The organism is Streptomyces sp. NPDC127097 (assembly GCF_042724075.1).
Taxonomy (GTDB): domain Bacteria; phylum Actinomycetota; class Actinomycetes; order Streptomycetales; family Streptomycetaceae; genus Streptomyces.
The window spans coordinates 290592-314631 of the sequence record NZ_JBHXFI010000004.1 but is presented as its reverse complement, the minus strand read 5'-3'; the positions used below and the strand labels follow the sequence as shown (position 1 = coordinate 314631).

13 protein-coding genes and 2 pseudogenes are annotated in these 24040 nt (G+C 70.7%); 6 read left to right on the top strand and 9 right to left on the bottom strand.

Annotated features, from left to right (window positions below; genetic code table 11):
- Positions 1 to 129: 129 nt before the first annotated feature.
- Together ACFWJW_RS06570 and ACFWJW_RS06565 are read right to left on the bottom strand one after the other, a co-directional pair.
- Positions 130 to 801 (bottom strand): TrkA family potassium uptake protein, encoded by a 672-nt coding sequence (locus ACFWJW_RS06570; protein WP_030088864.1) that lies wholly within the window; start codon positions 799 to 801, stop codon positions 130 to 132.
- Entirely contained in the window at positions 798 to 1466 is a 669-nt protein-coding gene (locus tag ACFWJW_RS06565; RefSeq protein WP_018093582.1) for a TrkA family potassium uptake protein, read from the bottom strand. Before ACFWJW_RS06565 ends, ACFWJW_RS06570 begins: the two co-directional genes overlap by 4 nt.
- 328 nt (positions 1467 to 1794) lie before the next feature.
- Here ACFWJW_RS06565 and ACFWJW_RS06560 point away from each other — a divergent pair, with 328 nt between their 5' ends.
- The 6 genes and pseudogenes from ACFWJW_RS06560 to ACFWJW_RS06535 all read left to right on the top strand — a co-directional run bounded on the left by ACFWJW_RS06560 (position 1795) and on the right by ACFWJW_RS06535 (position 12964).
- Entirely contained in the window at positions 1795 to 3783 is a 1989-nt protein-coding gene (locus ACFWJW_RS06560) for an NAD-binding protein (RefSeq protein ID WP_387235845.1), read from the top strand.
- 419 nt (positions 3784 to 4202) lie between these two features.
- Positions 4203 to 6254: an APC family permease gene (locus ACFWJW_RS06555; RefSeq protein ID WP_387235812.1), complete on the top strand. Its 2052-nt coding sequence runs from the start codon at positions 4203 to 4205 to the stop codon at positions 6252 to 6254.
- Positions 6255 to 6412: 158 nt separating this feature from the next.
- The gene (locus tag ACFWJW_RS06550; RefSeq protein WP_387235809.1) at positions 6413 to 7741 is read left to right on the top strand and encodes a class I SAM-dependent RNA methyltransferase; all 1329 of its coding nucleotides are present in this window, start codon (positions 6413 to 6415) and stop codon (positions 7739 to 7741) included.
- A 603-nt stretch (positions 7742 to 8344) separates the two neighbouring features.
- A pseudogene (locus ACFWJW_RS06545) lies at positions 8345 to 9246 on the top strand (IS5 family transposase).
- Between the two features lie 845 nt (positions 9247 to 10091).
- Positions 10092 to 10874 carry a hypothetical protein gene (locus tag ACFWJW_RS06540; protein WP_387235806.1) on the top strand — a complete coding sequence of 261 codons (783 nt, stop codon included), beginning with the start codon at positions 10092 to 10094 and terminating at the stop codon, positions 10872 to 10874.
- Positions 10871 to 12964 (top strand): annotated as a pseudogene (locus ACFWJW_RS06535) (UvrD-helicase domain-containing protein). The gene ACFWJW_RS06540 and the pseudogene ACFWJW_RS06535 overlap by 4 nt, the downstream one beginning before the upstream one ends.
- Before the next feature lie 140 nt (positions 12965 to 13104).
- Here ACFWJW_RS06535 and ACFWJW_RS06530 read toward each other — a convergent pair.
- The 7 genes from ACFWJW_RS06530 to ACFWJW_RS06500 form a co-directional block, all read right to left on the bottom strand.
- Positions 13105 to 14124, bottom strand: a complete 1020-nt coding sequence (locus tag ACFWJW_RS06530; protein ID WP_387235804.1) for a 3-oxoacyl-ACP synthase III family protein — start codon at positions 14122 to 14124, stop codon at positions 13105 to 13107.
- Positions 14121 to 14774: an SRPBCC family protein gene (locus tag ACFWJW_RS06525; RefSeq protein WP_387235802.1), complete on the bottom strand. Its 654-nt coding sequence runs from the start codon at positions 14772 to 14774 to the stop codon at positions 14121 to 14123. The genes ACFWJW_RS06530 and ACFWJW_RS06525 overlap by 4 nt, the downstream gene beginning before the upstream one ends.
- Positions 14746 to 16527 (bottom strand): thiamine pyrophosphate-binding protein, encoded by a 1782-nt coding sequence (locus ACFWJW_RS06520; RefSeq protein WP_387235799.1) that lies wholly within the window; start codon positions 16525 to 16527, stop codon positions 14746 to 14748. Before ACFWJW_RS06520 ends, ACFWJW_RS06525 begins: the two co-directional genes overlap by 29 nt.
- Positions 16524 to 17540: a GlxA family transcriptional regulator gene (locus tag ACFWJW_RS06515; protein WP_387235796.1), complete on the bottom strand. Its 1017-nt coding sequence runs from the start codon at positions 17538 to 17540 to the stop codon at positions 16524 to 16526. Before ACFWJW_RS06515 ends, ACFWJW_RS06520 begins: the two co-directional genes overlap by 4 nt.
- A 505-nt stretch (positions 17541 to 18045) precedes the next feature.
- On the bottom strand, positions 18046 to 20286 hold the full coding sequence (locus tag ACFWJW_RS06510) for a transglycosylase domain-containing protein (protein ID WP_387235792.1): 2241 nt from the start codon (positions 20284 to 20286) through the stop codon (positions 18046 to 18048).
- 207 nt (positions 20287 to 20493) lie between these two features.
- Entirely contained in the window at positions 20494 to 22884 is a 2391-nt protein-coding gene (locus ACFWJW_RS06505; protein ID WP_387235789.1) for a glycosyltransferase, read from the bottom strand.
- 14 nt (positions 22885 to 22898) lie between these two features.
- Positions 22899 to 23744, bottom strand: a complete 846-nt coding sequence (locus ACFWJW_RS06500) for a hypothetical protein (RefSeq protein WP_387235786.1) — start codon at positions 23742 to 23744, stop codon at positions 22899 to 22901.
- Positions 23745 to 24040 lie beyond the last annotated feature (296 nt).

Sequence of the window (24040 nt, the reverse complement as noted above, 5' to 3'; positions counted from 1 at the left end):
GGGCGGCCGCCACCGCCCCTGACGCCCCACGTAAACGCCGGGGCCGGGGAACCGCTTGGTTCCCGGGCCCCGGCGTTTCCCGGCCTCCGGCCGGGCGCTACGCGTCCTCGCTTCCGGCCTCCGCCGGGCCTACGCGTCCTCGCGCCGCACCGACAGCAGGTCCTCCAGCTGCTCCTCGCGCGACTGCGCCGCCACGAACAGCAGCTCGTCACCGGCCTCCAGCGCGTCCTCCTTGTTGGGCGTGAGCACCCGCGTCCCGCGGATGATCGTGACCAGGGAGGTGTCCTCGGGCCACTCGACATCGCCGACCCGGGTACCGGCCAGCGCGGCCTCCGGGGGCAGCGTCAGCTCGACGAGGTTGGCGTCACCGTGGCTGAAGCGCAGCAGCCGTACGAGGTCGCCGACGCTCACCGCCTCCTCGACCAGGGCCGACATCAGACGGGGCGTGGAGACCGCGACATCGACGCCCCAGGACTCGTTGAACAGCCACTCGTTCTTCGGGTTGTTGACCCGCGCGACCACCCGCGGCACGCCGTACTCGGTCTTGGCGAGCAGCGAGACGACCAGGTTGACCTTGTCGTCGCCGGTCGCCGCGATGACGACGTTGCAGCGCTGGAGCGCCGCCTCGTCGAGCGAGGTGATCTCACAGGCGTCGGCCAGCAGCCACTCCGCCAGCGGCACCCGCTCGACCGAGATGGCGGTCGGCGCCTTGTCGATCAGCAGGATCTCGTGACCGTTTTCCAGGAGCTCGCCCGCGATGGAACGGCCCACCGCGCCCGCGCCCGCGATTGCGACCCTCATGCGTGCGCCCCCTCAGGACCCGTGGCGAATGCCGCTTCGACCTTCTCGACCTCGTCGGTGCGCATCATCACGTGCACCAGGTCGCCTTCCTGCAACACCGTCTGCGAGGTCGGCAGCATCGCCTCGCCCAGCCGGGTGAGGAAGGCGACGCGGACGCCGGTCTCCTCCTGGAGGGTGCTGATCTTGTGCCCCACCCAGGAGGCCGCGGTGTGCACCTCGGCGAGCTGGACGCCGCCGCTCGGGTCGCGCCACAGCGGCTCGGCGCCCGACGGCAGCAGCCGGCGCAGCATCTGGTCGGCCGTCCAGCGGACGGTCGCGACGGTGGGGATGCCCAGGCGCTGGTAGACCTCGGCACGGCGCGGGTCGTAAATACGGGCCGCGACATTCTCGACACCGAACATCTCGCGGGCCACCCGGGCGGCGATGATGTTCGAGTTGTCACCACTGGAGACGGCCGCGAAGGCACCCGCCTCCTCGATGCCGGCCTCGCGCAGGGTGTCCTGGTCGAAGCCGACGCCGGTCACCCGGCGGCCGCCGAAGGACGAGCCCAGGCGGCGGAACGCGGTCGGGTCCTGGTCGACCACAGCGATGGTGTGCCCCTGGCTCTCCAGGGTCTGCGCGAGCGCGGAGCCCACCCGTCCGCACCCCATGATGACGATGTGCATGCTGATTACCCCGTGCCCTGTACTAGCGCGCTGACCTGCACAAACACCCTGCTCACTACCTTCTTCTCCCAGTACCGGCGACACGGAGCCACGGCTCGTGACAGGACCGGGTGCGGCAGCGGGAGCGCCGGGCGCACCGTGGTCCGGTACAACCGTAGCCGTAATGGCGGTTCCGGTAGGGGGCGCGGTGCGCCGCGGTCTCCGTGGATCCGCACCGCCGGTGTCATGGCCTCCCGCGCCGGGCTGCGCCGCGCCGGGCCCGTAAGGCACGCTACGAGGTGTGCCCAACCTGCCTCTCCAGCCCCAACAGGGCTCCTTCACCTCGCACATGGTGGTCTGCGGCGATGATGCGCTGGCTCATCGCCTGGCCGCCGAGCTCCGGGACGTCTACGGCGAACGGGTGACGCTCGTCGTCCCCTCCGCCCGGGAACCGCACCGCCCCCGTATTCCGCCACCGGCCGGTGCGCTGGGCCGGGCCGGCGCGCTGCTGGGCCGGGTGTCGGCGGCGATGGTGCGTCCCGCGCCGCTGTCGTCCGAGGCCGCCGGTGACGGGGCGGAGCCGGCGGAGGAGACGTTACGGATCCTGGAGGCGGCGCAGCCGGACGACGCGGCGCTGACCGAGGCCGGTATCGCCGGGGCGGACGCGCTGGCCCTGGTCTACGACGACGACGAGCTCAACATCCATGCCGCGCTGCGCGCCCGCCGGCTCAACCCCCGGCTGCGGCTGGTCATCCGGCTCTACAACCGCAAACTCGGCCAGCATCTGGAGGAGTTGCTCGACCAGGCGGCGGCGGTCGCCGCGCTGGGCTCCGAGGAGGCCGGGGACGCGGAGGGCGTGGGCGCGACCACGACCGTGCTGTCCGACGCCGACACCGTGGCCCCCGCGCTGGCGGGCGCCGCGGTCGCCGGCACCAGCAAGGTCATCGAGGCGGACGGGCTGCTGCTGCGGGCCGTGGAGCGTGCGCCGGTGCCACCCGGCCGGCCCGGCGGACCCGGACTGTGCACCCTGGCGCTGCTCTCCGCGTCCGCCAACGACCCGGCGGACGCGGCCGGTTCGGCGGCCGGCGACGAGGGCCCCGTACTCCTGCCGGACGATGCCGCGACCGCGGCCGCGGTCGGCTGCGGCACCGTCGTCCTGGAGACCGTCTCCTATACGGGCCGGCCCATACGGCGCCGATGGCTCCGTGGCCGGGGCGCGCCGCTCGCGTCCCTCTTCTCCCGGCGGCTGCGCTGGTCCCTGGCCGGGGTCGTCGGTGCGGTGCTGGCGCTGGCCGTGGCGTCCTCCCTGACCATGGGCGAGGACCCGGTGCACGCCGTCTACCTCTCGCTGCTGGACCTGTTCGCCATCAACGACCCGGCCGTCAACGATCCGGCGCCCCGCAAGGTGCTCCAGCTGCTGTCCGGGCTGACCGGGCTGTTGCTGCTGCCGGTGCTGGTCGCGGCGGCGTTCGAGGGGCTCGGCACCTTCCGCAGCGCCTCGGCGCTGCGCCGTCCGCCGCGCGGGCTGTCGGGCCATGTGGTGCTGCTGGGACTCGGCAAGGTCGGCACCCGCGTACTGGCGCGGCTGCACGAGATGGGCATCCCCGTGGTGTGCATCGAGGGCGACCCGGAGGCCCGGGGCATCGCCCTGGCCCGCCGGCTGCGGGTGCCGACCGTCCTGGGGGACGTCACCCAGGAAGGCGTCCTGGAGGCCGCGATGATCGAGCGGGCGGCCACCCTGCTCGCCCTGACCAGCGAGGACACCACGAATCTGGAGGCATCCCTCTATGCCCGCTCGGTCAGCCCCCGGCTCCGGGTGACGCTGCGGCTGTTCGACGACCGCTTCGCCACCGCCGTCTACCGCACCCTGCGCGCCGCGCATCCAGGGGCGCTGACCCGCAGCCGGAGCGTCACGTACCTGGCCGCGCCCGCCTTCGCCGGCGCGATGATGGGGCGCCAGATCCTCGGGGCCATTCCGGTCGAGCGCCGGGTGCTGCTGATCGCCCGGTTCGAGGTACGGGGCCATGCCGCGCTGGAGGGCCGTACGGTCGCCGAGGTGCTGCGGCCGGGGCGGCTGCGGGTGCTGGCGGTCGACACCTCCGCCCCCGACGAGCCGGAGCCGGACGCCGCGGGCGCCGCCGCCATGCCCCCGCCGGCCGAGGAACGCACGCCGGCGCAGCTGGTGCACGAACTCGGCGACGACTATGTCCTCCGGCCGCAGGACCGGGTGCTGCTGGTCGCCACCCGGCAGGGCCTGGGCGAGCTGCACGCCCGGAACCGGCGGCCGGCGGAGGCCCGGCAGAGCGGAGCGCGGCAGAGCAGCGCCCGGCAGGGGTGACCACAGCAGGGGCGGGCGGCCGCGCACCGTAGTACGGCTACGGTGCGCGGCGTAGTTCGGCTACGGTGCCGGACCCCGCCGTACGGGACCGTGCCGTCCACCGAGGCCGTACCGCCGACCGCCCGCCCCGCTGCCCCGCCCTCCGGCCCGACCCACCTGCCCCGCCCGCCCCGCCTCCCCACCGTGACCCCGCCATCGCACCCGGTAACAACACTGCCGCTCCCGTGACGAATGCCACGAAGGCGTCCCAGACGGGGCCGTGAGGTGCATACGACGTGCGGATCCTGTGGAGGTGAGGCCCGTGGGGCGCCCCTCAGCAGGCCGGATGCGCCCCGGCCGCCCCGCTCCGCCCCTCCGGGCCGCAGACCGTGCGGGGAGCGGGTGGGCGCGGACCTTGACGAAGGCTTAGCATCCTCTGCGTGTCCAAACTGACCGACGTGCCCAAACGGATCTTGATCGGGCGCGCACTGCGCAGCGACAAGCTCGGGGAGACCCTGCTTCCCAAGCGCATCGCACTCCCCGTCTTCGCCTCCGACCCGCTGTCCTCCGTGGCCTATGCGCCGGGCGAGGTGCTGCTCGTCCTGTCCGTCGCGGGTGTGTCTGCGTACAGCTTCAGCCCGTGGATCGCGGTCGCGGTCGTGGTGCTGATGTTCACCGTCGTCGCGTCGTACCGGCAGAACGTGCACGCCTACCCGAGCGGTGGCGGCGACTACGAGGTCGCCAACACCAACCTCGGCCCCAAGGCCGGTCTCACCGTCGCCAGTGCGCTGCTCGTCGACTATGTGCTGACCGTCGCGGTCTCCATCTCCTCCGGAGTGGAGAACCTGGGCTCCGCGATCCCCTTCGTGGTCGAGCACAAGACCCTGTGCGCGATCGCCATCATCGTGCTGCTGACGCTGATGAATCTGCGCGGCGTCAAGGAGTCGGGCAAGCTCTTCGCGATCCCGACCTATGTCTTCGTGGCCGGCGTCTTCATCATGATCGCCTGGGGTGTGATCCGCGGCGTCGTCATGGGCGACACCATGAAGGCCCCGACCGCCGACTACAGCATCCACGCCGAGCAGGGCGGCCTGGCCGGCTTCGCCCTGATCTTCCTGATGCTGCGCGCCTTCTCCTCCGGCTGTGCCGCGCTCACCGGCGTCGAGGCGATCTCCAACGGTGTGCCGGCCTTCCGCAAGCCGAAGTCCAAGAACGCCGCGACCACCCTGGCCCTGATGGGCGGCCTGGCCGTCACCATGTTCTGCGGCATCATCGGCCTGGCCATGGCCACCGACGTCAGAATGGCCGAGAACCCGGCCACCGACCTGCTCCTCAACGGCAAGCCGATCGGCGCCGGCTACACCCAGAACCCGGTCATCTCGCAGGTCGCCGAGGCGGTCTTCGGCAAGGGCAGCCTCCTCTTCGTCATCCTGGCCGCCGCCACCGCGCTGGTGCTGTTCCTGGCCGCCAACACCGCCTACAACGGCTTCCCGCTGCTCGGCTCGATCCTCGCCCAGGACCGCTATCTGCCGCGCCAGCTGCACACCCGCGGTGACCGTCTGGCGTTCTCCAACGGCATCGTCCTGCTGGCCGGCGCCGCCGCGATCCTCGTCTACCTCTACGGCGCGGACTCCACCCGGCTCATCCAGCTCTACATCGTCGGCGTCTTCGTCTCCTTCACGCTCAGCCAGATCGGCATGGTCCGGCACTGGAACCGCCATCTGGTCACCGAGAAGGACCCGGCCAAGCGCCGCCGTATGCACCGCTCGCGCGCCATCAACGCCTTCGGCGGCTTCTTCACCGGCCTGGTGCTCGTCGTCGTTCTCCTGACCAAGTTCACCCACGGCGCCTGGGTCGCGCTGCTCGGCATGGTCATCTTCTTCGTGACGATGTCCGCGATCCGCCGCCACTACGACCGGGTCGCCGACGAGATCGCCGCCGAGGACACCCCCGACGACGATGTGGTCCGCCCCTCCCGGGTGCACTCCCTCGTCCTGGTCTCCAAGGTGCACAAGCCCACCCTGCGCGCCCTGAACTACGCCAAGCTGATGCGCTCCGACAGCCTCGAAGCGGTCAGCGTGGACGTGGACCAGGCCGACACCAGGGCCCTGCGGGAGGAGTGGGAACGCCGCGGCATCGAGGTGCCGCTGAAGGTCCTGGCCTCCCCGTACCGCGAGATCACCCGGCCGATCATCGACTACGTCAAGTCGCTGCGCCGCCAGAGCCCGCGCGACGCCGTCTCCGTCTACATCCCGGAGTACGTCGTCGGCCACTGGTACGAGCACCTGCTGCACAACCAGTCCGCCCTGCGCCTCAAGGGCCGCCTCCTCTTCACCCCCGGCGTCATGGTCACCTCGGTGCCCTGGCAGCTGGACTCCTCCGAGGCCGCCAAGCTGCGCGCCCGCAAGCGCGCGGAGTGGAACGCTCCGGGTGCGGTCCGCCGTGGCCCGGTCGCCCAGCCGAAGAAGGAGAAGGCCGCCACCAAGAAGTAGCGCGGCAAGAAGGAGCGCGGGCTTGCCGCCGTGCCCCGGTGGCGGGCGTCCGCGCCCGGGCCGGGGCACCGCTCACGGGACGTAGAATTGACGGCTGGCCTCCCTCCGGAGGCCGGCCCCCGTCCCCGCTCACCACCCACCTCAGGAGCCCTCCCGCCATGCAGGCAGAACCCAAGAAGTCGCTGGTCGGCGAGGAGTACGAGGTCGAGGTCGGCCCGGTCGCCCACGGCGGTCACTGCATCGCCCGCACCGACGAGGGCCAGGTCCTCTTCGTACGGCACGCGCTGCCCGGCGAGCGCGTCATCGCCCGCGTCACCGACGGCGAGGAGGGCGCCCGCTTCCTGCGCACCGACGCCGTCACGATCCTGGAGCCCTCCAAGGACCGGGTCGAGGCCCCGTGCCCCTTCTCCGGCCCCGGCCGCTGCGGCGGCTGCGACTGGCAGCACGCCGCCCCCGGCGCCCAGCGCCGCCTGAAGTCCGCGGTGATCGCCGAACAGCTCCAGCGCCTGGCCGGGCTCTCCCCCGAGGACGCCGGCTGGGACGGCACCGTCGAGCCCGCCCCGGGCGACAAGGTCGCCAAGGGCGAGGTCCCCGCCTGGCGCACCCGCGTCCAGTACGCCGTCGACGCCGACGGACACGCGGGCCTGCGCAAGCACCGCTCCCACGACATCGAGCCGGTCACCCACTGCATGATCGCCGCCCCGGGGGTCTCCGAACTCGGCATCGAGAAGCGCGAGTGGCCGCAGATCGCCACCGTCGAGGCGATCGCCGCCACCGGCTCCCACGACCGCCAGGTCATCCTCACCCCCCGCCCCGGCGGCCGCCTCCCCATCGTCGAACTCGACAAGCCGGTCTCGGTCATGCGGGTGGGGGAGAAGGACGGCGGCGTGCACCGCGTCCACGGCCGCCCCTTCGTCCGCGAACGGGCCGCCGACCGCACCTGGCGGGTCGGCAACGGCGGCTTCTGGCAGGTCCACCCGAAGGCCGCCGACCTCCTGGTCGAGGCCGTCATGCGGGGCCTGATGCCCAAGAAGGGCGACATGGCCCTCGACCTGTACTGCGGCGTCGGCCTCTTCGCCGGCGCCCTCGCCGAACGCGTCGGCGACAAGGGCGCGGTCCTCGGCATCGAATCCGGCAAGCGCGCCGTCGAGGACGCCCGCCACAACCTCCAGGACCTCGACCGCGTCCGCATCGAACACGGCAAGGTCGACCAGATCCTGCCCCGCACCGGCATCACCGACGTCGACCTCATCGTCCTCGACCCACCCCGCGCCGGCGCCGGCAAAAACACCGTCACCCACCTCGCCTCCCTCACCCCCCGCCGCATCGCCTACGTAGCCTGCGACCCGGCCGCCCTCGCCCGCGACCTCAAGTACTTCGCCGAGGCGGGCTACGCGCCGCGGCGGATGCGGGCGTTTGATTTGTTTCCTATGACGTCGCATGTGGAGTGCGTGGCTATCCTAGAGCCTACGGCGAAAGGATTCTGACCTGCGGTTTTCGTAGGTTTCTCAGGCGGGGCCGGGCGCGCTCGACCTGTTTCCCGAAGTTCACGGCGTGGAGCGCTGCGTAGGTGCACGCCACGTGCCTCACCTGCGGTTTCGCGTAGCGGAGCGCGGGTGGGAGGTTCTTCGCCACTATCTCACCGAGGCGGTTGGGGAAACGTCTTGACGCTCGTCCGACGCTGCTTCTGGCGGAGCGTCATGACGTTTACTCGGCCAGTTATCGAGCTCAAAGCAGTGGTTCTTCCCGGCGGGGATCGACGCCCGTCGTCTGTCGCCCAGCTAGGCCGTTTCCTTCGGATCATCGGATCGTTGGTCCGGTGTGTCATTGACTGACGCCCAGTGGGCACGGATCGAGCCGCTGTTGCCGGACCGGACACCTCGGCGGGGTGGACGGTGGCGGGGACCACCGGCAGGTGATCGACGCGATCGCCTGGAAGTACCGGACCGGTTCGCCCTGGATGGACTGCCTGCCGAGTTCGGCTCGTGGAAGGGAGCCCACAACCGGCTGCGGAAGTGGGCCGCCGATGGGACCTGGGAGAAGGTGTTCACCGCCCTGCTCGCCCAGGCCGACACCGAAGGCGACCTTGACTGGGTCGTCGCGGTCGACTCCACGATCGTCCGCGCTCACCAACACGCCGCCGGTGCCCGTCAAAAGGGGCACCAGCCGGCGAACCGGCCAACCATGCCCTCGGACGGTCCCGCGGCGGCCTGACCACAAAGACCCACCTCGCGTCCGACCGCCGCTGCTGCCCGCTCGCCTTCGTCATCACGCCCGGCCAGGCCGGCGACGCACCCGCATTCACCCAGGTCATGGACCGACTACGCGTGCCCAGGCGGGTCGGCCGCCCCAGGATCACACCAGATGTGGTCCTCGCCGACAAGGCGTACTCGTCCCGCGCGATCCGTATGCATCTACGGCGGCGCGGAATCCGAGCCGTGATCCCGCAGCCCGCCGACCAGGCCGCGAACCGCAAACGTCTGGGCAGCCACGGCGGCCGTCCGCCGGCCTTCGACCGCGAGGCATACAAGCAGCGCAACAGCGTCGAACGCTGCATCAACAAACTCAAACAGTGGCGCGGCCTGGCCTATGCCGAGATCCACCCCGACGAGAAAGCCGACACCTGCGCCGGTTTCCTCACCGCGCCGGACTCTTCTTCGCAGCCCATGGCATCGGCCGTATCGAGCGCGTCATCACCGACAACGCCTGGGCCTACCGCAAGAGCACAGCCTTCCGGCGAGCCGTGGCCCACCTCGGCGCCGAGCAGCGGTTCATCCGTCCCCACTGCCCCTGGACCAACGGCAAGGTCGAGCGCTTCCTCCGCACCCTGCTCGACGAATGGGCCTACCACCGGCCCTACACCTCAGACGCCGAACGACAGGCAGCATTTCCCGACTGGCTGGACTGGTACAACTACCACCGACCCCACACCGGAATCAGCGGCCACACCCCAGCCAGCCGCGTCACCAACCTCTCCGGACAACACAACTAGATCGTCGCCCTCGCCCGCCGGCTCCTGGCCATTCCCGATCTGCAGCAGCGCGCCATTCGGTCCACCAACGCAGCGAGCGCCAACACTCGGGCCGCAGAACTCGCCGAAACGGCAGGCACGCCCCCGTCGATCATGCAGCTCTGCGGAGGACTGGGCGGCCCGTGGACTCGCGGGAACTGCGTGCCTTCATCGTCAAGCGGCTGGTCGCCAACGAGTGGCTAACCCACACCTTCCCGTGCCATGGAGGCTGCGCCGGGGAAGGCTGCCCAGGAAAGCAAGATCTCGGCACCGGTCTTCCGCTCCGGCAAGCAAATCCCGTCTTTGCGACCGCTGCAGAGTCGATGTCGTCAAGCGGCAGGCGGCTGTCATCTTCCGCTCGCGCTGCGGCTGCTGGGGAGGAGCTGGCGCGGGCGACGGCGGCGCCGAGCGGACCGGCCGGTTCGGGCAAACCCGGCAAGGGCACCCCGCACGCCGGCAACGGCCCAGGAGGGAACACCGGCGCCTCCGGCATCCCCGGCACCGAGGAGATTGAGGCGCGCGAGCCGCATGCCATCAGGCCACTCACCGTGCAGAGGGGCTCTCCGGCCACCGCTCCGATGACGCGGTCACGGAGGAGCCGGAGATCCGGCGCTACGGAGGCGCCCCGCAGGAAACGACAAGATCCGTAGAGCTGTTGCCTGACCCGGTGCCCTGGGGTTTGCCGGAACGCCGTCCGCGAAGCCCGCCTCCGACGGTCCGAAACTGGCCTGAACTGCACGTTTCCGTGAGGCCTCGAGATCGGGCACCGTATCGCCGAGGCACTGGAAGGCAAGCGGCTCGCGGGCGGCCAGGGTCCCGTTCAGGTCATGGCCACTCAGGACGGCAGCGGATGCCCGCTGACGGTCGCCCTCGACCTGCGTAAGGGGCAGGCGGGTGCGGTGTGGACCGCCCTGACCGTGCTCGACGACAGTCCGGAAGCGCTGGGCCGCGACGAGAACGCCCACCGCCGGCGCTGGCAGGCATGGCTGTACTGGACCAATCTGCTGCAGTTCCTCAACGAGGGCGAGGGCGACGCCGTTCAGCTGGCAGCCGGCCAACTTCCGGGCTTCGACCCGCTGGAGCTCGCCGTGACGGGTGGGGCCGGCTGGCTGGAGTCCCGGCGACAGCCGCAGCAGCCCGATACGGAAGGGCCGGCCACCGAAGCCGCCACGGCCGCCGTACCGTCCGCCGAGCCGTCGCCGCACGTCGAGGTACCACTGCCCGAGGCGGCGACGGGAGCCGTGCGCGATCCAGCCTGGGACGAGGTCGTCGACTACCTGGTGGAGGAGCCCGGCCTCGCCGAACTCGTCGACGTACTGATGCGGTCGGCGGCGCCCGCTCCCGAAGCCGGATTCGAGCTCGGTGACGCCGCATGGCCCGCCGAACTGGCCTGGCCCACCCACCGCATCGGTGTCGTTCTCGCCCCTGCGCAAGAGGACGAAGCCGCGGTGGCCGAAGCGCAGGACCGCGATCGTGCTTACGCGGCAGCGGGATGGACCGTACGGACCGCGGTGGAGTGGGACGCACGGGAACTCGCGGCCGCCCTGACCCGGCCGGCCGGAGCAGACGACTGCCCGGCAGTGAACGACGACGAGGAGCAGGACCGATGACCACCACCGGCGCGCCGACCGCGGGCGCGACCCTCCGCCTGCTCGACAAGGCGGACAAGGAAATCGTCAAGCTGGACCGGGCGATCGTCGGGGCGGTCTACAAATTCCAGCACGAGTTCCGTAAAAATCCCGGGGCGCCGGGCTTTGACCTCAAGCCGCTCAAGGGGCACGAGCGGCTGTGGTCGGCTCGGGTCAACCGCGAGTACCGGGCGCTGCTGGTGCGGCTGGACGGCAACGACTGGCTGCTCGTCTCCGTCAAACACCGCGGGCACGTCCACCGCAACCTCGATCGTGGGCGTCGCCGAGCCCCTGATCCCGATCGTTCTCAAGCTCACCACGGACGACGAGTTGCTCGGACTCGCCGAGTATGCCCCGCGGCACACCGGAGAGGTGCTGCTGCGGCTGCGCGACGGGGTTCCCTACCAGCAGGTCATGGACGAGGTCACCGCACCGGTCGCGGTCGAGCCCGAGGATTCGTCCGAGAACGCCCGCGGCGAGGACTGGCAAGCGGCGGCCGACCGCACGCAAGCCGTGGTGATCACCGATGACGAGTCGCTGCAGAGCATCCTTGAGGAAGGCGACTTCGGCCGGTGGAAGGTCTTTCTCCACCCCACCCAGGAGAGGCTGGTGGGACGCACGTACTCGGGGCCTGCCCGTGTGGGCGGCGGCCCCGGAACGGGCAAGACGATCGTTGCCCTGCACCGGGTGAAGCACCTTGTGGACCAGCTGCCCCCCGGCCACAACAAGCCGGTTCTCTTCACCACCTTCAACAAGAACCTCGCCGCCGATCTGCGCGCCCGCCTCCTCTCGCTCGGCGGACCGCAGACGCTCGCCCGCGTCGACATCCTCCATGTCGACCAGTTGGCGACGCGTGTGGTCAGTGAGGCCGACCCGGGGAACGCCAAGCGCAGGATCGATGACACACAGGCGCTGCGTGAGTGGCGACAACTGCTCGTAGAGGCCGGGGAGAGCCGATGGGACGCCGAATTCCTCAGCGATGAGTGGAACCAGGTCATCCTCGGCCAGGCCGTGACGTCGCGAGCCGACTACTTCCGGGCCCGGCGGGCGGGGCGGGGCCGCACCGTGACCCGTCCCGACCGGGCCGAGATCTGGCAGCTTGCCGAGCGCTTCACCCAACGACTCGACGTCAAGGGGCTGGAGACGCACCGTCAGGTCGCCGAACGCGCGGCCCAGCTGGAGATGGCACGCCAACGCAAGATCGAGGAGCGCCGTCGTCAGGAGGAGGAGCGCGGAGGGCCGGGCAATATCCATGCGGAGTCGGGGACCGGCGCCTGGCTGCGCTACCGCTACCGGCACATCGTCGTGGACGAGGCCCAGGACCTCGGTGCCGCGCACTGGAAGATGCTGCGGGCCATGGTGCCGCAGGAGGCCAATGACCTCTTCCTCGTCGGTGACACCCACCAGAGGATCTACGACAACCAGGTCACCCTGGGGAGTCTGGGCATCAACATCCGGGGGCGTTCGGCGAAGCTGACGCTCAGCTATCGCACCACACGAGAGATCCTGGGCACCGCGATCGGCATCCTGGAAGGTACCGACTTCGACGATCTCGACGGCAGCACCGATGACCTCGCCGGATACCGGTCGGTGCTGCACGGTGGACGCCCTTCCCTGCGGAGCGCGGACAGCTGGGACGGCGAACTCGACCTCGTGGTGGAGCAAGTGCAGGCGTGGCACGACGTTCCGCGCGAGTCCGTCGCGGTCTGTGTGCCGACGAACGAGAAGGCCGACGAGGTGGTGGCACGGCTCGGCCGCCGCGGGATCACGGCGACGAAGATCACTGGTGACGGAGTGCGAGGAGCCGAGGGGGTGCACGTGGGCACCATGTACCGCTTCAAGGGACTTGAGTACCGATGCATGATCATCGCCGGCATTTCAGAGGGTCTGGTCCCGCGCTCGGCTGTGGACGCGCCTGGGAACGAACCGACCGACTGCGCCACCGGCGCGAACTGCAGCGGGCCCGCTCCCTGCTGTTCGTCGCAGCCACCAGGGCGCGGGACGCACTCACCATTTCGTGGAACGGTGAGCCCAGCCGGTTCCTTCGCCCTCTGGGGGCAGGCGGCCAATGAATCGCACGCCGTATGAGCTTGGAACGTGTTTGCTGCTGTCTGACGCCGCAGCGTACGGTCAGGCCATTTGGGCCTGCCGAGGGCAGTAGGGGACCGGTCTCGATGAGGGCAAGTCGGTGCAGTACGGCGATGTTCACGGCTCAGGTCCGTCCACTGTGCCAGCGGACGGCGACGGCACCTGCGAAGTCGCCCGCGTGGGCGAAGCCTCCGAGCACCACCAGGTCGCCGTCCTCGACCTGTCGGGAGCTGATCGCGCGGTCCAGGGTGATCGGGATCGCCGCGCCGAAGAGGTTTCCGTACTCGTCGAAGGTGTGCAAGTGGCGTTCGGCCGGCAGGTGCAGCGCTTCCCGCCAGTTCCGTAGAAAAGTGCGGTTGGGCTGGTTGGTGATGAGGGCGTCGATGTCGGCGGTCGCCACGCCGAGCCGCCGGCACAGGTTCGTGACTACCTCGGGAACGAGGCGGTTCCCGCGTGCCAGGACCTTCGCGACGCCGGCCTCGGTGAACCCGATCCGCAGCTGGGACTCTCCCGGTTCCCAGTACTTGCGGCCGTCGTCGAGGACTACGGTCATGTCACCGGCGTACTCGGCGATGTGCCGGGTCTCCACGTCGAGGACCGGCGCGTCGGACGACGTCGTCACGTACCCCACACCGCAGCCGTCGCCCGGGACCGCGGCCTGGGCGAGCCGGCGCACCTGGGACTGGGTGAACCACTGACCCGCGGTGCTTTGGGCATTGCAGATCAACGCGCTCTTCGCCTCGGTGGTGGTGAGGATCTGCCGGGCCAGCTTCAGCATGTACACGAAGGAGGCGCAGCCCGAGTTGGCCACGTCGACAAGCCACTCCGGGTTCAGTCCCAGTCGGCGCGCCACCTCGGTGCCTGCGCCCACGAACGGCAGGTCCGGCAACTGGCTGTGCACCAACAGCACGTCGACGCCTCGGATCTCGTCCCTGCCGTGTCGTTCGATCAGAGGCTGTACGGCGCGTTCGACCATGTCCGCGTTCGTCTCGCCGGCGGCCACGTGGTGCCGTAACGGCGGGACCCGGAACATCGGGTGGTCTCGCAGCTTGTCCTCGGCTCCGGGATACTCGGTGTAGAACTTCGCGGGCACCGGCTCGCCGGGAAGATAGCTCGCGACGTCGGTGAGGCTGACCGTCGTCACCGCGCCACCTCCCTCGACGGAGCCACGCTGACCGGCAGGCCGTTGCGGTGGCGGTGTTCCAGGATCGCCTTGAGGTTGTTCATCTCCACGGTGTGCCCCGCGTAGAAGAGGTCCCAGTAGTCGCCCACCCAGGGCCGGTCCGGGCGGGGCGCCCTCTCGGGATGGGGGTTGGCGTCATAGTAGGGGTGCCGGCAATTGGTCCATGTGATCACCGAACCCGGCTTGTCCAGCACCAGCTGCGCCGGGACGACGCGCATCAGATAGATCATCCACAGCTTCTCGCCCTGGTCCCAGGAGCAGTGGTAGTCCACGGTCATGGCGTCGGGGTGGGCGACCACCTCGCAGTAGATCCTGGTGTCGTCCTCCAGCCGGTCGTGGCCGACCCACAGCCCCGGTGTGCCGGAGGGCACGAAGTCCCGCAGACTGCAGGTCCATTCCTCCAGGTGGTGCCCCTGGCGCAGGTAGTCGTAGGACGCCTCCGGGGGGCAGTCGACGTACTCGTGGAGGGTGCAGTACTGCCCGTAGACCTGATGGTGGGAGTAGACGGCGTGGGTGAGCTCCATGCAGTGGGCGGTCAGTTCCTCCTTGCCTGCGTTCTCGATCCGGAGCAGGCCGGGGATGTCAGCCAACCTGGACGACTCCTCGTTCATCCGAACTCTCCTTTTTCGTCGTGTCGTTGGGGTGCGCGGTGACGCCGGCGCTGTCGGTACGGGCCCGGAAGGGGAGGAACGGCGGGATCTCCCGCGGGTCGCAGTCCACCGCGACGAACGCGGGGCCGCTGCCCGCATTGCCGCGCAGCAGTGCCGCGCGCAGCTGCGCCACGTCGCCGGCCCCGGTGGCGTCGAGCGAGGGGAAGGCGGCGGCCACTCCGGCGGCGAGGTCGGTCCGGGCGAACGAGTCGTCGGTGCGGACACCGCCCTGGAAGAACTCCTCGCGCAGCGCGCACATGGCGTGGGCGTTGTTGTTGAAGATCACGAAGGTCACTGGTGCCGCGTACTCCACGGCGGTGTGTACTTCCATCCCGTGCATGAAGAAGGCCCCGTCCCCGGCGAGGACGTAGGTGCGTCGGCCGGTGGCGAGCGCGGCACCGATGCCGGCACCGAAGGTGTAGCCCATGCCGCCCATGCCGACGGCCACCACGAAGCGGCCGCGGCGCGGTGCCGGCAGCAGATGGATGGCGCTGGCTCCCGCGTTGCCGGCGTCCACGAAGACGTGTGCGTCCTGGGGGAGTGCCGCCTCCACCGCGGCGACCGCCTGAAGGTGGGGGAGGGTCCGCTCAAGGGCACGGGGAGGCGGGCTCGGCGCGGGGGCGGGACGAGGGCCGGCGTGCCGGGGGCAGGGACGGGGGAGAGCCGGCAGGCGGGCGGTCACCGCGAGCAGCGCCTCCCGCAGGTCCCCGCCCAGCGCGGTGCCTGCCACGAAGGGCGGTTCCGGACCGATGCAGAGTACATCGGTCGCGGTCAGGGCCCGGTCGAGGCCGCCGCGTGCCAGCAGCGGCAGCCGGGTACCGACCAGCAGGCACACGTCGGCCCGTCGCAGGCAGTCTTCGACGTTGTCGTGGCCCATCACCCCGGCCACGCCTGCGAAGCGGGGATCGCGGTTGTCGAAGACGTCCTTGGCGTCCGGGGTGACCGCCACCCAGGCCCCGAGGCGACCTGCCAGTTCGGCCAGCTCGGTACGCGCGTCGGCGGCGGCGACGTCCTCACCGGCGATGACGAGGACGCGGCCGGCCGCACGAAGGGTCTCCGACACGGTGGTGAGGGTGGCTTCGTCGAGCCGCGCCACCGGTGCCGACGGCGCCGGCCCGCCCGGGGGAGCGGCCGCGTGGCGGCCGGGCACCCGGATCCGCGCCTGCTGCACGTCCTTGGGCAGCAACAGCACGGCCGGTCCACGTGGAACGGTCTGCGCCGCCGCCAGTGCCCGGGGCAGCAACTCAACGAGCGAGTCCGCGTCATCCACCCGGGCGCAGAACCGCGAGACGGGGGCGAACACCTCCCGGGCGTCGAAGGACCCCGCCTTGCCGCTGGAGTCCTGGAATGCCCCGTGGCCTTCCTGGCCGCTCGGCGGCTGACCCACCAGGGCCAGCACCGGCACCCGCGAGGCATGGGCCTCCGCCAGGCCCGGTACGAGATTCATCGCCCCACCGCCCGAGGTGGCCGCGACGACGCCGAGGCGCCCGGTGGTGCGTGCGTACCCGTCGGCCATGGTGACGGCAGAGAACTCGTGCTTGGCGACGATGCCGCGTACGGCGCCGCTGCGGTGCACGGCGTCGTACAGGTCCTCGATGTTCGCGCCGCCGACGCCGAATACGTGGGAGACGCCGGCCCCGGCGAGTTCCGCGACCAGATGGTCGACCAGGCGTGCCGTTTCCGCGTCGCGCAGGTGGGAGGTCGTGCCGGTCATAAGGGGTTCCTATCCCTCTCGTGGTGCCGGTCGACGAGACCGGCCGGCGAGATGACCTGAAAGCGGTGTCGGTATTCCTTGGGGGTGAGCCCCAGGGTTCGTGCGAAGGAGCGGAAGAAGGTCTCGGAGGCGGCGAATCCACAGCGGCCGGCTATCTGGCTGATCGCCAGTTCGGTGGTCTCCAGCAGTTCGCGCGCCCGGGCGATGCGGGTCCGCTCGACGTACTGGCCGGGTGTCGTGCCCACCTCGCGCCGGAAGACCCGGGCGAAGTTGCGCTCACTCATGTTGGCCTGCCGGGCGAGTTCGGCCACCGAGAGCGGGTTGTGCAGGTTGCCCAGAACCCACTCCTGCGCTGCCCTGATCGGCGGATGATCGGCCAACTGGGCGTCGAGGACGGCGCTGTACTGGGACTGCCCTCCGTGCCGCTTGAGGAACAGCACCAGAAACCGTGCCGTCTCCAGGGCGAGCGCCGCACCGTGATCGGCCTCCACCAGAGCCAGCGCCATGTCGATGCCCGTCGACACGCCCGCGGAGGTCACGAAGCGGCCGTCCCAGACGAAAATCGGCTCGGCGTCCACCGTCACCTCCGGGTAGCGGCACGCCATTGCTTCGCTGTACGCCCAGTGGGTGGTGGCGCGTCTGCCGTCGAGGAGGCCCGCCTCCGCCAGCAGAAAGGATCCGCCACATACGGAGGCGACTCTGCGCGAACGTGCTGCCGCCCCACCGATCCAGGAGACCAGCACCCGGTCCCGCAGTGCGTTCTGGAGACTCCAACCGCCCGGCACGAGCAGTGTGTCGATCGGTCCCTGCCCCGCCTCCAGGGGCGCGGCTTCCACCACCACTCCTGAACTCGTGCGCACCAGTGGTGCGTCGGCGGAGACGAAGTCGACGCGGTAGCGGGCGCCCGACGGGTCGAGGAGCCGGTTGGCGGTATCGAACACTTCAATCGGTCCGGTGATGTCCAGGGCCATCGCTCCCGCGTACACCACCACAACAACACGTCGCTCCAACACAGTCGCAGTCTGTATGGGTCATCGCACTGGCTGCAATGACAGATTACTGACGTATCCGGCCAAGAGCGGCCGGCGGATCGCGGAGAGGGGTACTGGCCAGGCAGTTCGTGTGCCTGGGCGGGCGGCGCTGGGTGGGGCGGCTCACAGGGCGTTGGAGCAGTGGTACGGGGCAGCGACCGTGTCCTACGTGGTGAGACGGTCGTTGGCTTCCGGACAGGGCGGAGGCGTCTGCCTGACCAGGGGCTCTGCGCGACCTTCTCGTCGGGCGGCGTCCAGCATCCCTTGCTGGTCAACGGCCAGGGACGGGCATAGAGATCGCCTTGAGGGTGTCCGCGCAGAGCCTGGGCTGGCGGCTGGATCCGGTGGAGTCCGCAGTGGCCGGACAGCGGATTAATCCGTTCCGCCTACGCCTCGGCCTATTGCAGCCACTCCAGTTCCCCCGCCGAAGCGGACGCGCCATCGGCTCGGACCGACGGGGAGCCCTGAGGTTACCGACGGTTCACGGTCACCGGCACTTGTGGTGGCGGCACTTGGGGAGCGTTGTCGGGGCCGGTGTGGGCGCGGGAGTGGGGGTCGTCTTCTTGCCGGGCTTGGCGTCGCTGGGGTCCCTGCCGTCCCTGCCGGGCCTGTCCGTTTTTCCGTCCTTCTTGTCGGGGGTGGGGGACGGGGAAGGGGTGGGGGCGCCCGGCTCGTTGGTGCCGTGGCCGAGGGAGACGGGGGTGGGGAAGGGGGTGTCGGGGAGGCCGGTGAGGGCGTCGGTCATGTACCGGGTCCAGATGTCGGTGGGGATGTCGCCGCCGAACACCTTCTGCAGGCCGCCGACGCCCACCAGGGACTGCAGCTGGGGGTGGGCCGGATCCTCGCGGAAGAGGACCACGGAGGTGGCGAGTTGGCGGGTGTAGCCGACGAACCAGGCGGAGTGGTAGTCGTCGGTGGTACCGGTCTTGCCCGCGGCCGTCCTGCCGAGGGCCTGGGCCTTGGTGCCGGTGCCCTTGGCTATGACGCCCCGGAGGACGTCGGTCACGTTGTCGGCGATGGCGCTCGGCAGCGCCCGTACGGGGGCAGGGGCGGTGAAGCCCGGGAGGGCGGAGCCGTTGTGGGTCACCTTGGTCACCGAGTAGGGAGTGGCCCGCATACCGGAGGCGGCGAAGGTCGAATAGGCGCCTGCCATGCGAATGGCGCTCGGTGTCGAGGTACCGATGTAGAAGCCGGCGCTGGGGGCGGCGAGGCTGTCGGGGCGCAGGCCGAGGGCCTGTGCCGTGCTCACCACGTTCGGGTGGCCGACGTCCTCCCCCAGTTGCACGTACGGCGTGTTGACCGACTGCTCCATCGCCTTGCGCAGGGTGATGTAGCCCCAGCGCCGGCGGGTGTCGTTGTGCTGGTGGAGGAGGCCGGTGGGGTCCTTGTCGTCGGTGACGTAGTTGCCCTGCTGGTCCTTGATCTTGATGCCGTCGTCACCGTTGAACTTGCTGGCCGGGGTGATCGGCGCCGGGGGCTCGCCGGGTTTCAGTACGGCTCGGTGCTGGAGCGCGGCGGCGAGGACGATGGGCTTGAACGTCGAGCCCACCGGGATGCCGGTGGTGTCGGCGTTGTCCGAGTAGTGGCCGTGGCCGAAGCCGGAGCCGCCGTAGACGGCGAGGATCCTGCCGGTCCTGGGATCGACCGAGGAGGCTCCGACCTGCACGTTCCGGTCGACCGACCGGTGGGCGGGGTCGAGGCGTTGCGCACGGACCTTGGCGACGGCCCTGGCCAGCCCCGCGGTCCGTTTCCTGTCGAAGGTGGTGTGTATCTGGTAGCCGCCCCGGCTCAGGCTGCCGTCGGTGATGCTCCGGTTGTGCGCCTGGGCGTAGGACCGGGCGAGCTGGACCAGGTAGCCGGTCTGGCCCGGGAGACCCGAACCGAGGGTCCACTTCCTGGGTGTCGGGAACCCCGCGGCCGCGTACCGTGCGCGCTGCCCCGGCGTCAGCTTGCCGATCTTCACCATCCGGTCGAGCACCCACGACCAGCGGGCCTTCGCCTTCGCCTTGGCCGTGGGGTCGGAGTCCGCGTGCTGGAAGAGGCTCGGCTCGTTGACCGCCGCGGCGAGGAAGGCTCCCTGGCTCGCGTTGAGCTTCTGCACCGGAACGCCGTAGTACATGCGGGCCGCGGCCTGGATGCCGTTGGCCTGCCGGCCGAAGAAACAGCTGTTCAGATACCCCTGGAGGATCTGCTGCTTGCCCATCGCGGCACCGATCTTGGTGGAGATCAGCAGTTCCTTGAGCTTCCGCGAGACCGTCTGCGACTGGTCGAGGTAGGTGTTCTTGACGAACTGCTGGGTGATCGTCGACCCGGACTGCACGGAGCCGCCCTCGGCCATGTGGAAGACGGCCCGGAGGATGCCCTGCGGATCGATGCCCGGGTCGGTGTAGAAGGAGGCGTTCTCCGCGGCGATGAAGTCCCACCGCACGCCGGCGGGGACCTGCGAGACCGGGACGTTCTGCCGGTTGACGCTGCCGTCGGTGGCCATGACCGTGCCGTCCGACCAGTAGTAGACGTTGTTCTGCAGCAGCGTCCTGGGGTTGGGGTCGGGGATGGTGACCGTGGCGTAGGCGTAGCCCACGGCCGCTGTCGTGCAGCCGAAGAAGAGCAGGAAGAGCGCCAGCAGTTGGCGCACCGACGGCAGCCAGCGGCGCGGGCCCGTCCCGCCCCGGCGCGGGTAGTCGATCCACCGTCTCCCCTGTCTCTCCTCCGGCGTCGCTCTTCGCACACGGCCTGACGTGCCCGGCCCGAAGGGCCGGTTCCGTGCGGCACGCTTGCCGATGGTGCGGACACCCTCGACAAGCCTGTCGCGGTGGGACTGCTGCGACGGTCGGCGCCGGTGTCCGCTCATGGGCTCGGATCACTGTCCTCTCAGAACAACTACTCGGTACAACTGCGATGTTCGGCACAACTGCGATGTTTCGCGCGGTGCGGGCTACCGGAAGCCGTTGTGGGGTGGGGGCTGCCGGTAACCGTTGTGGGGAGGGGGCTGTGGAAGGCCGTCGTACGGTGCCGGTTGGTGGGAGGGGGCGTACCACGCCTGCTGGTGGAAGGGGTCGTACGGCGCCTGCTGCGGCTGACGGTCGTACGGCGCCTGCCGTGTCACACGGTCGTACGGCGCCGATTGCGCAGAGCCGGGTTCCTGCGGAGGCAGATCGTGGCCGGGTGCCTTGGCGCCCACCGCCGCCTGGAGGCTGCCGTACCGCTCCATGCGCTGCCATCTCAGGCGGGAGCCCGCAACGGCGGTGAAGACGGACTGGATCACCACCAGGTACATCAGCTGCCGGTAGACGAACTGCTGCAACGGCAGGCTCCACAGCGGGCCGGGCCGTTCCCCGTCCAGGCGGAACGCGTACCGGCCCACCAGGAGTTGCAGCAGCAGGAAAGCCAGCCAGAGCCCGATGATCCGGACCGGGTCGAGGAAGAGCAGCCCGTACAGGGCGAAGATGTCCACGACGGGTGCGAGCAGCGGCAGCAGTACCTGGAAGAGGAGGAGGTAGACCAGGCCGCGACGGCCCAGCTTCCCGGCGGCGCCGCGCTGCACCAGGGCGCCGCGGTGCTTCCACATCGCCTGGAGCGTGCCGTAGCACCAGCGGTACCGCTGCCGCCACAGGGCGCTCAGTGACGCGGGCGCCTCCGTCCAGGCCACCGCGCCCTCCTCGTAGACCACCCGCCAGCCGGCGCGGCACAGCGCCATGGTGAGGTCGGTGTCCTCGGCGAGGGTGACGTCGCTGACGCCGCCGAGGGCGAACAGCGCGCGGCGGCGGAACGCGCCGACCGCCCCCGGGACGGTCGGCATGCACTCGGCGAGGTCGAACAGACGGCGGTCGAGGTTGAAGCTGACCACGTACTCGATGTGCTGCCAACGGCCCAGCAGGCCACCGCGGTTGACGACTTTGGCGTTGCCCGAGACGGCGCCCACCCCGGGGTCGGCGAAGGGCTGCACGAGCGTGCGGACGGTGTCGGGCGCGAAGACCGTGTCGCCGTCGACCATGACCACCAGCTCGCACGACGCGGCGGCGAGTCCCGTGTTGAGCGCGGCCGGCTTGCCCGCGTTCCGCTGCCGGATCACCCGCACCCCCGGCAGGCGGAGCGACTCCACCAGGTCGCCGGTGCCGTCGGTGGAACCGTCGTCCACCACGATGATCTCCACCGGGTGGTCCGAGGCGAGCAGTGAGCGCACGGCCGCCTCGATCCCGGCGCTCTCGTTGTACGCGGGGACGATGACGCTGACCGGTGCGGTCACCGGCGGCCCCCAGGACCGGCCGCGGCCCGCCGTCCGCAGCCGCCGGTGCCGGCGGGCCGCGATCACCAGGACCGCCGCGCGCAGCACGCTGATCACTCCGGCCACACACAGCAGCACGCCGAGCAGCCACACCGTCCAGTCGCCGGCCTGGAGCAGCTCGATGAGGGCCAGGCCTTGCAGATGGTCGCCGAGCCCGGCGCGCTGGACCGGCCCGGCCATGCCGACCGAGGCGCCGACCGTCGCGAACCGGAAGTGCTGCGCCTTGAGCCGTGGGATCAGGGCGTCGAGCGCGGCGACGGTCTGTGCCCGGTCACCGCCGCCGTCGTGCATCAGCACGATCTGCCCGGCGTGGCCGTGGGGTGTGGCACGGGCGACGATGCGGTCCACACCGGGGCGCTGCCAGTCCTCGGCGTCCTGTGTGGTGAGCGCGGTGACATAGCCGGCCGTGTCCGCCTGCTTGAGGACGGACCAGGCGGCATCGTCCAGTGCGTCGTTCTCCGAGGAGTACGGCGGCCTGAGCAGTGCGGTGGTGACCCCCGCGGCGCCGGCCACCGCCAGCTGCGTCTCGCGCAGTTCCAGGGAACGCTGCCAGGGGGCGAGGCGGGTCAGGTCGGGATGGGTGAAGGTGTGGATGCCGATCTGGTGGCCCTCGGCGACGATCCGGCGGACCAGCTCCGGGTGGGCCACGACCTGGGTTCCGACGACGAAGAACGTCGCGTGCACATGGTTGCGGCGCAGCGCGTCCAGGATGCGCGGCGTCCAGACGGGGTCGGGTCCGTCGTCGAAGGTGAGCGCGAGGGTGCGGTCCTCGACCCGGGCGGTGTGCGCGGAGGTGGCGGCGTCCGCGATCACGGGGCCGCCGTGGGTCACCTGACGGGGCACCGTCTCGTGCCGTCCCCGGGCACCGGTCACGGCGTCCGAGGTGATCCCGAACATGTGCTGGGTGTAGCCCTGGAGCAGGAGGGCCGCCGACAGGGTCACCGCGAGCACGCTCAGCAGGAGCCAGTGGGCGCGGGGGGTGATCTCGTGGGTGCGGCCGGGGCGTTGGGCAGCAGCATTGCGGGGTCGGCGGTCGGTCACGTCGGGGCCTTGGATCACTTCACGGGCTTGTGGGACGAGCCGAGGGCGCGCCCCTTGGAGGAGTGGGCGGGGGTCGCGGTGGCGGCCCTGGTGGGCGCGGCCGTGGGCCGGGACGGGGCCGCGGGGGCGGTGGAGGCTGCCGGCGGATCGGTGGGGCCGGGGGGATTCCGCACCGCGGTGCCGGAGTTCTTCCGCGCCGTGGTGGGGCTCGCGCTCCGCGTCGGGTGTCCGGTGTCGGACGAGGAGTCGGGTGCGGTCGCCGTGGGCGTGGCCGAGTGCGGGGACTCCGCGTGCGGAACGAACGGAGAGCTGATGCTGGGGCCGCCCAGCATCGCGCTGATCAGCACGGCGACATAGCCGCCGGCGGGAATCAGCAGCAGTCGGGCGGCGCGGAGTACGCGGCGCTGGCGTCGCCCCGAGGAATCGACGAAGACGGGCCCCGCTGACTCGCCCTGGGGCGTGTCAGGTTCCGGCACGGGGTGGCCGGGTGTATCGATCACCGGCAGCTGCGCCGTGTCGGACATCGGGAGCTGCTCCGTGTGGAACACCGGCGGGAGCTGCCCTGTGAGGGCGTCGCCGTACAGGGGGTCCCATGCTGTCGTGTCCTGTCCCGTCGGGTGCGTCCACTGCCCCGCCGGGTACGTCCGGTGGGCGGGCTGCACCCCGTCCCAGGGCGGCGAGGCCGTGTCGGTGGCGACGCCTGTGACGCCCCCTCCGTACTCGTGGCCATGGGCATACGCCTGGCCGTGGGCGTACTCCGGGCGGTAGGCGTACCCGTGGCGGCCGTAGGCATAGGTGTAACCGGCGCCGGCGTACGGATCCTCGCCGTACGCCGCTCCGCTTCCGTCTGTCCACCGCACGAGTCGTGTCTCCTGTCCTGGCCGACCAACGCGGTCGCCCGCATAGAGAGAGCGAACTCGGCCGGAACTGTTACACCTGGGCCGCACGGGACGGATGAAGTCTCCGGAAAGGGGTGATTCCGGAAAGGGGTGATACGGGCAAGGAGTGCGCAGATGCGCCGGCCCACCCTCGGCGACGCCGCGAAGAACCACTGGCCGTTGTGACACTTCTGTGCGGGCGGACGCTGTTCACCGTGGGCCGTCGATGCGACCGGAGCGCGGCGGGCGACACGGACTCACCATGAAACCGGAGCGAA

Bases quoted from the DNA above. Each gene is read 5' to 3' on its own strand.
- ACFWJW_RS06565 (WP_018093582.1), bottom strand. From the start codon at position 1,466: ATGCACATCGTCATCATGGGGTGCGGACGGGTGGGCTCCGCGCTCGCG.
- ACFWJW_RS06550 (WP_387235809.1), top strand. From the start codon at position 6,413: ATGCAGGCAGAACCCAAGAAGTCGCTGGTCGGCGAGGAGTACGAGGTC.
- ACFWJW_RS06560 (WP_387235845.1), top strand. From the start codon at position 1,795: ATGGTGGTCTGCGGCGATGATGCGCTGGCTCATCGCCTGGCCGCCGAG.
- ACFWJW_RS06525 (WP_387235802.1), bottom strand. From the start codon at position 14,774: ATGAACGAGGAGTCGTCCAGGTTGGCTGACATCCCCGGCCTGCTCCGG.
- ACFWJW_RS06540 (WP_387235806.1), top strand. From the start codon at position 10,092: ATGGCCACTCAGGACGGCAGCGGATGCCCGCTGACGGTCGCCCTCGAC.
- ACFWJW_RS06520 (WP_387235799.1), bottom strand. From the start codon at position 16,527: ATGACCGGCACGACCTCCCACCTGCGCGACGCGGAAACGGCACGCCTG.
- ACFWJW_RS06570 (WP_030088864.1), bottom strand. From the start codon at position 801: ATGAGGGTCGCAATCGCGGGCGCGGGCGCGGTGGGCCGTTCCATCGCG.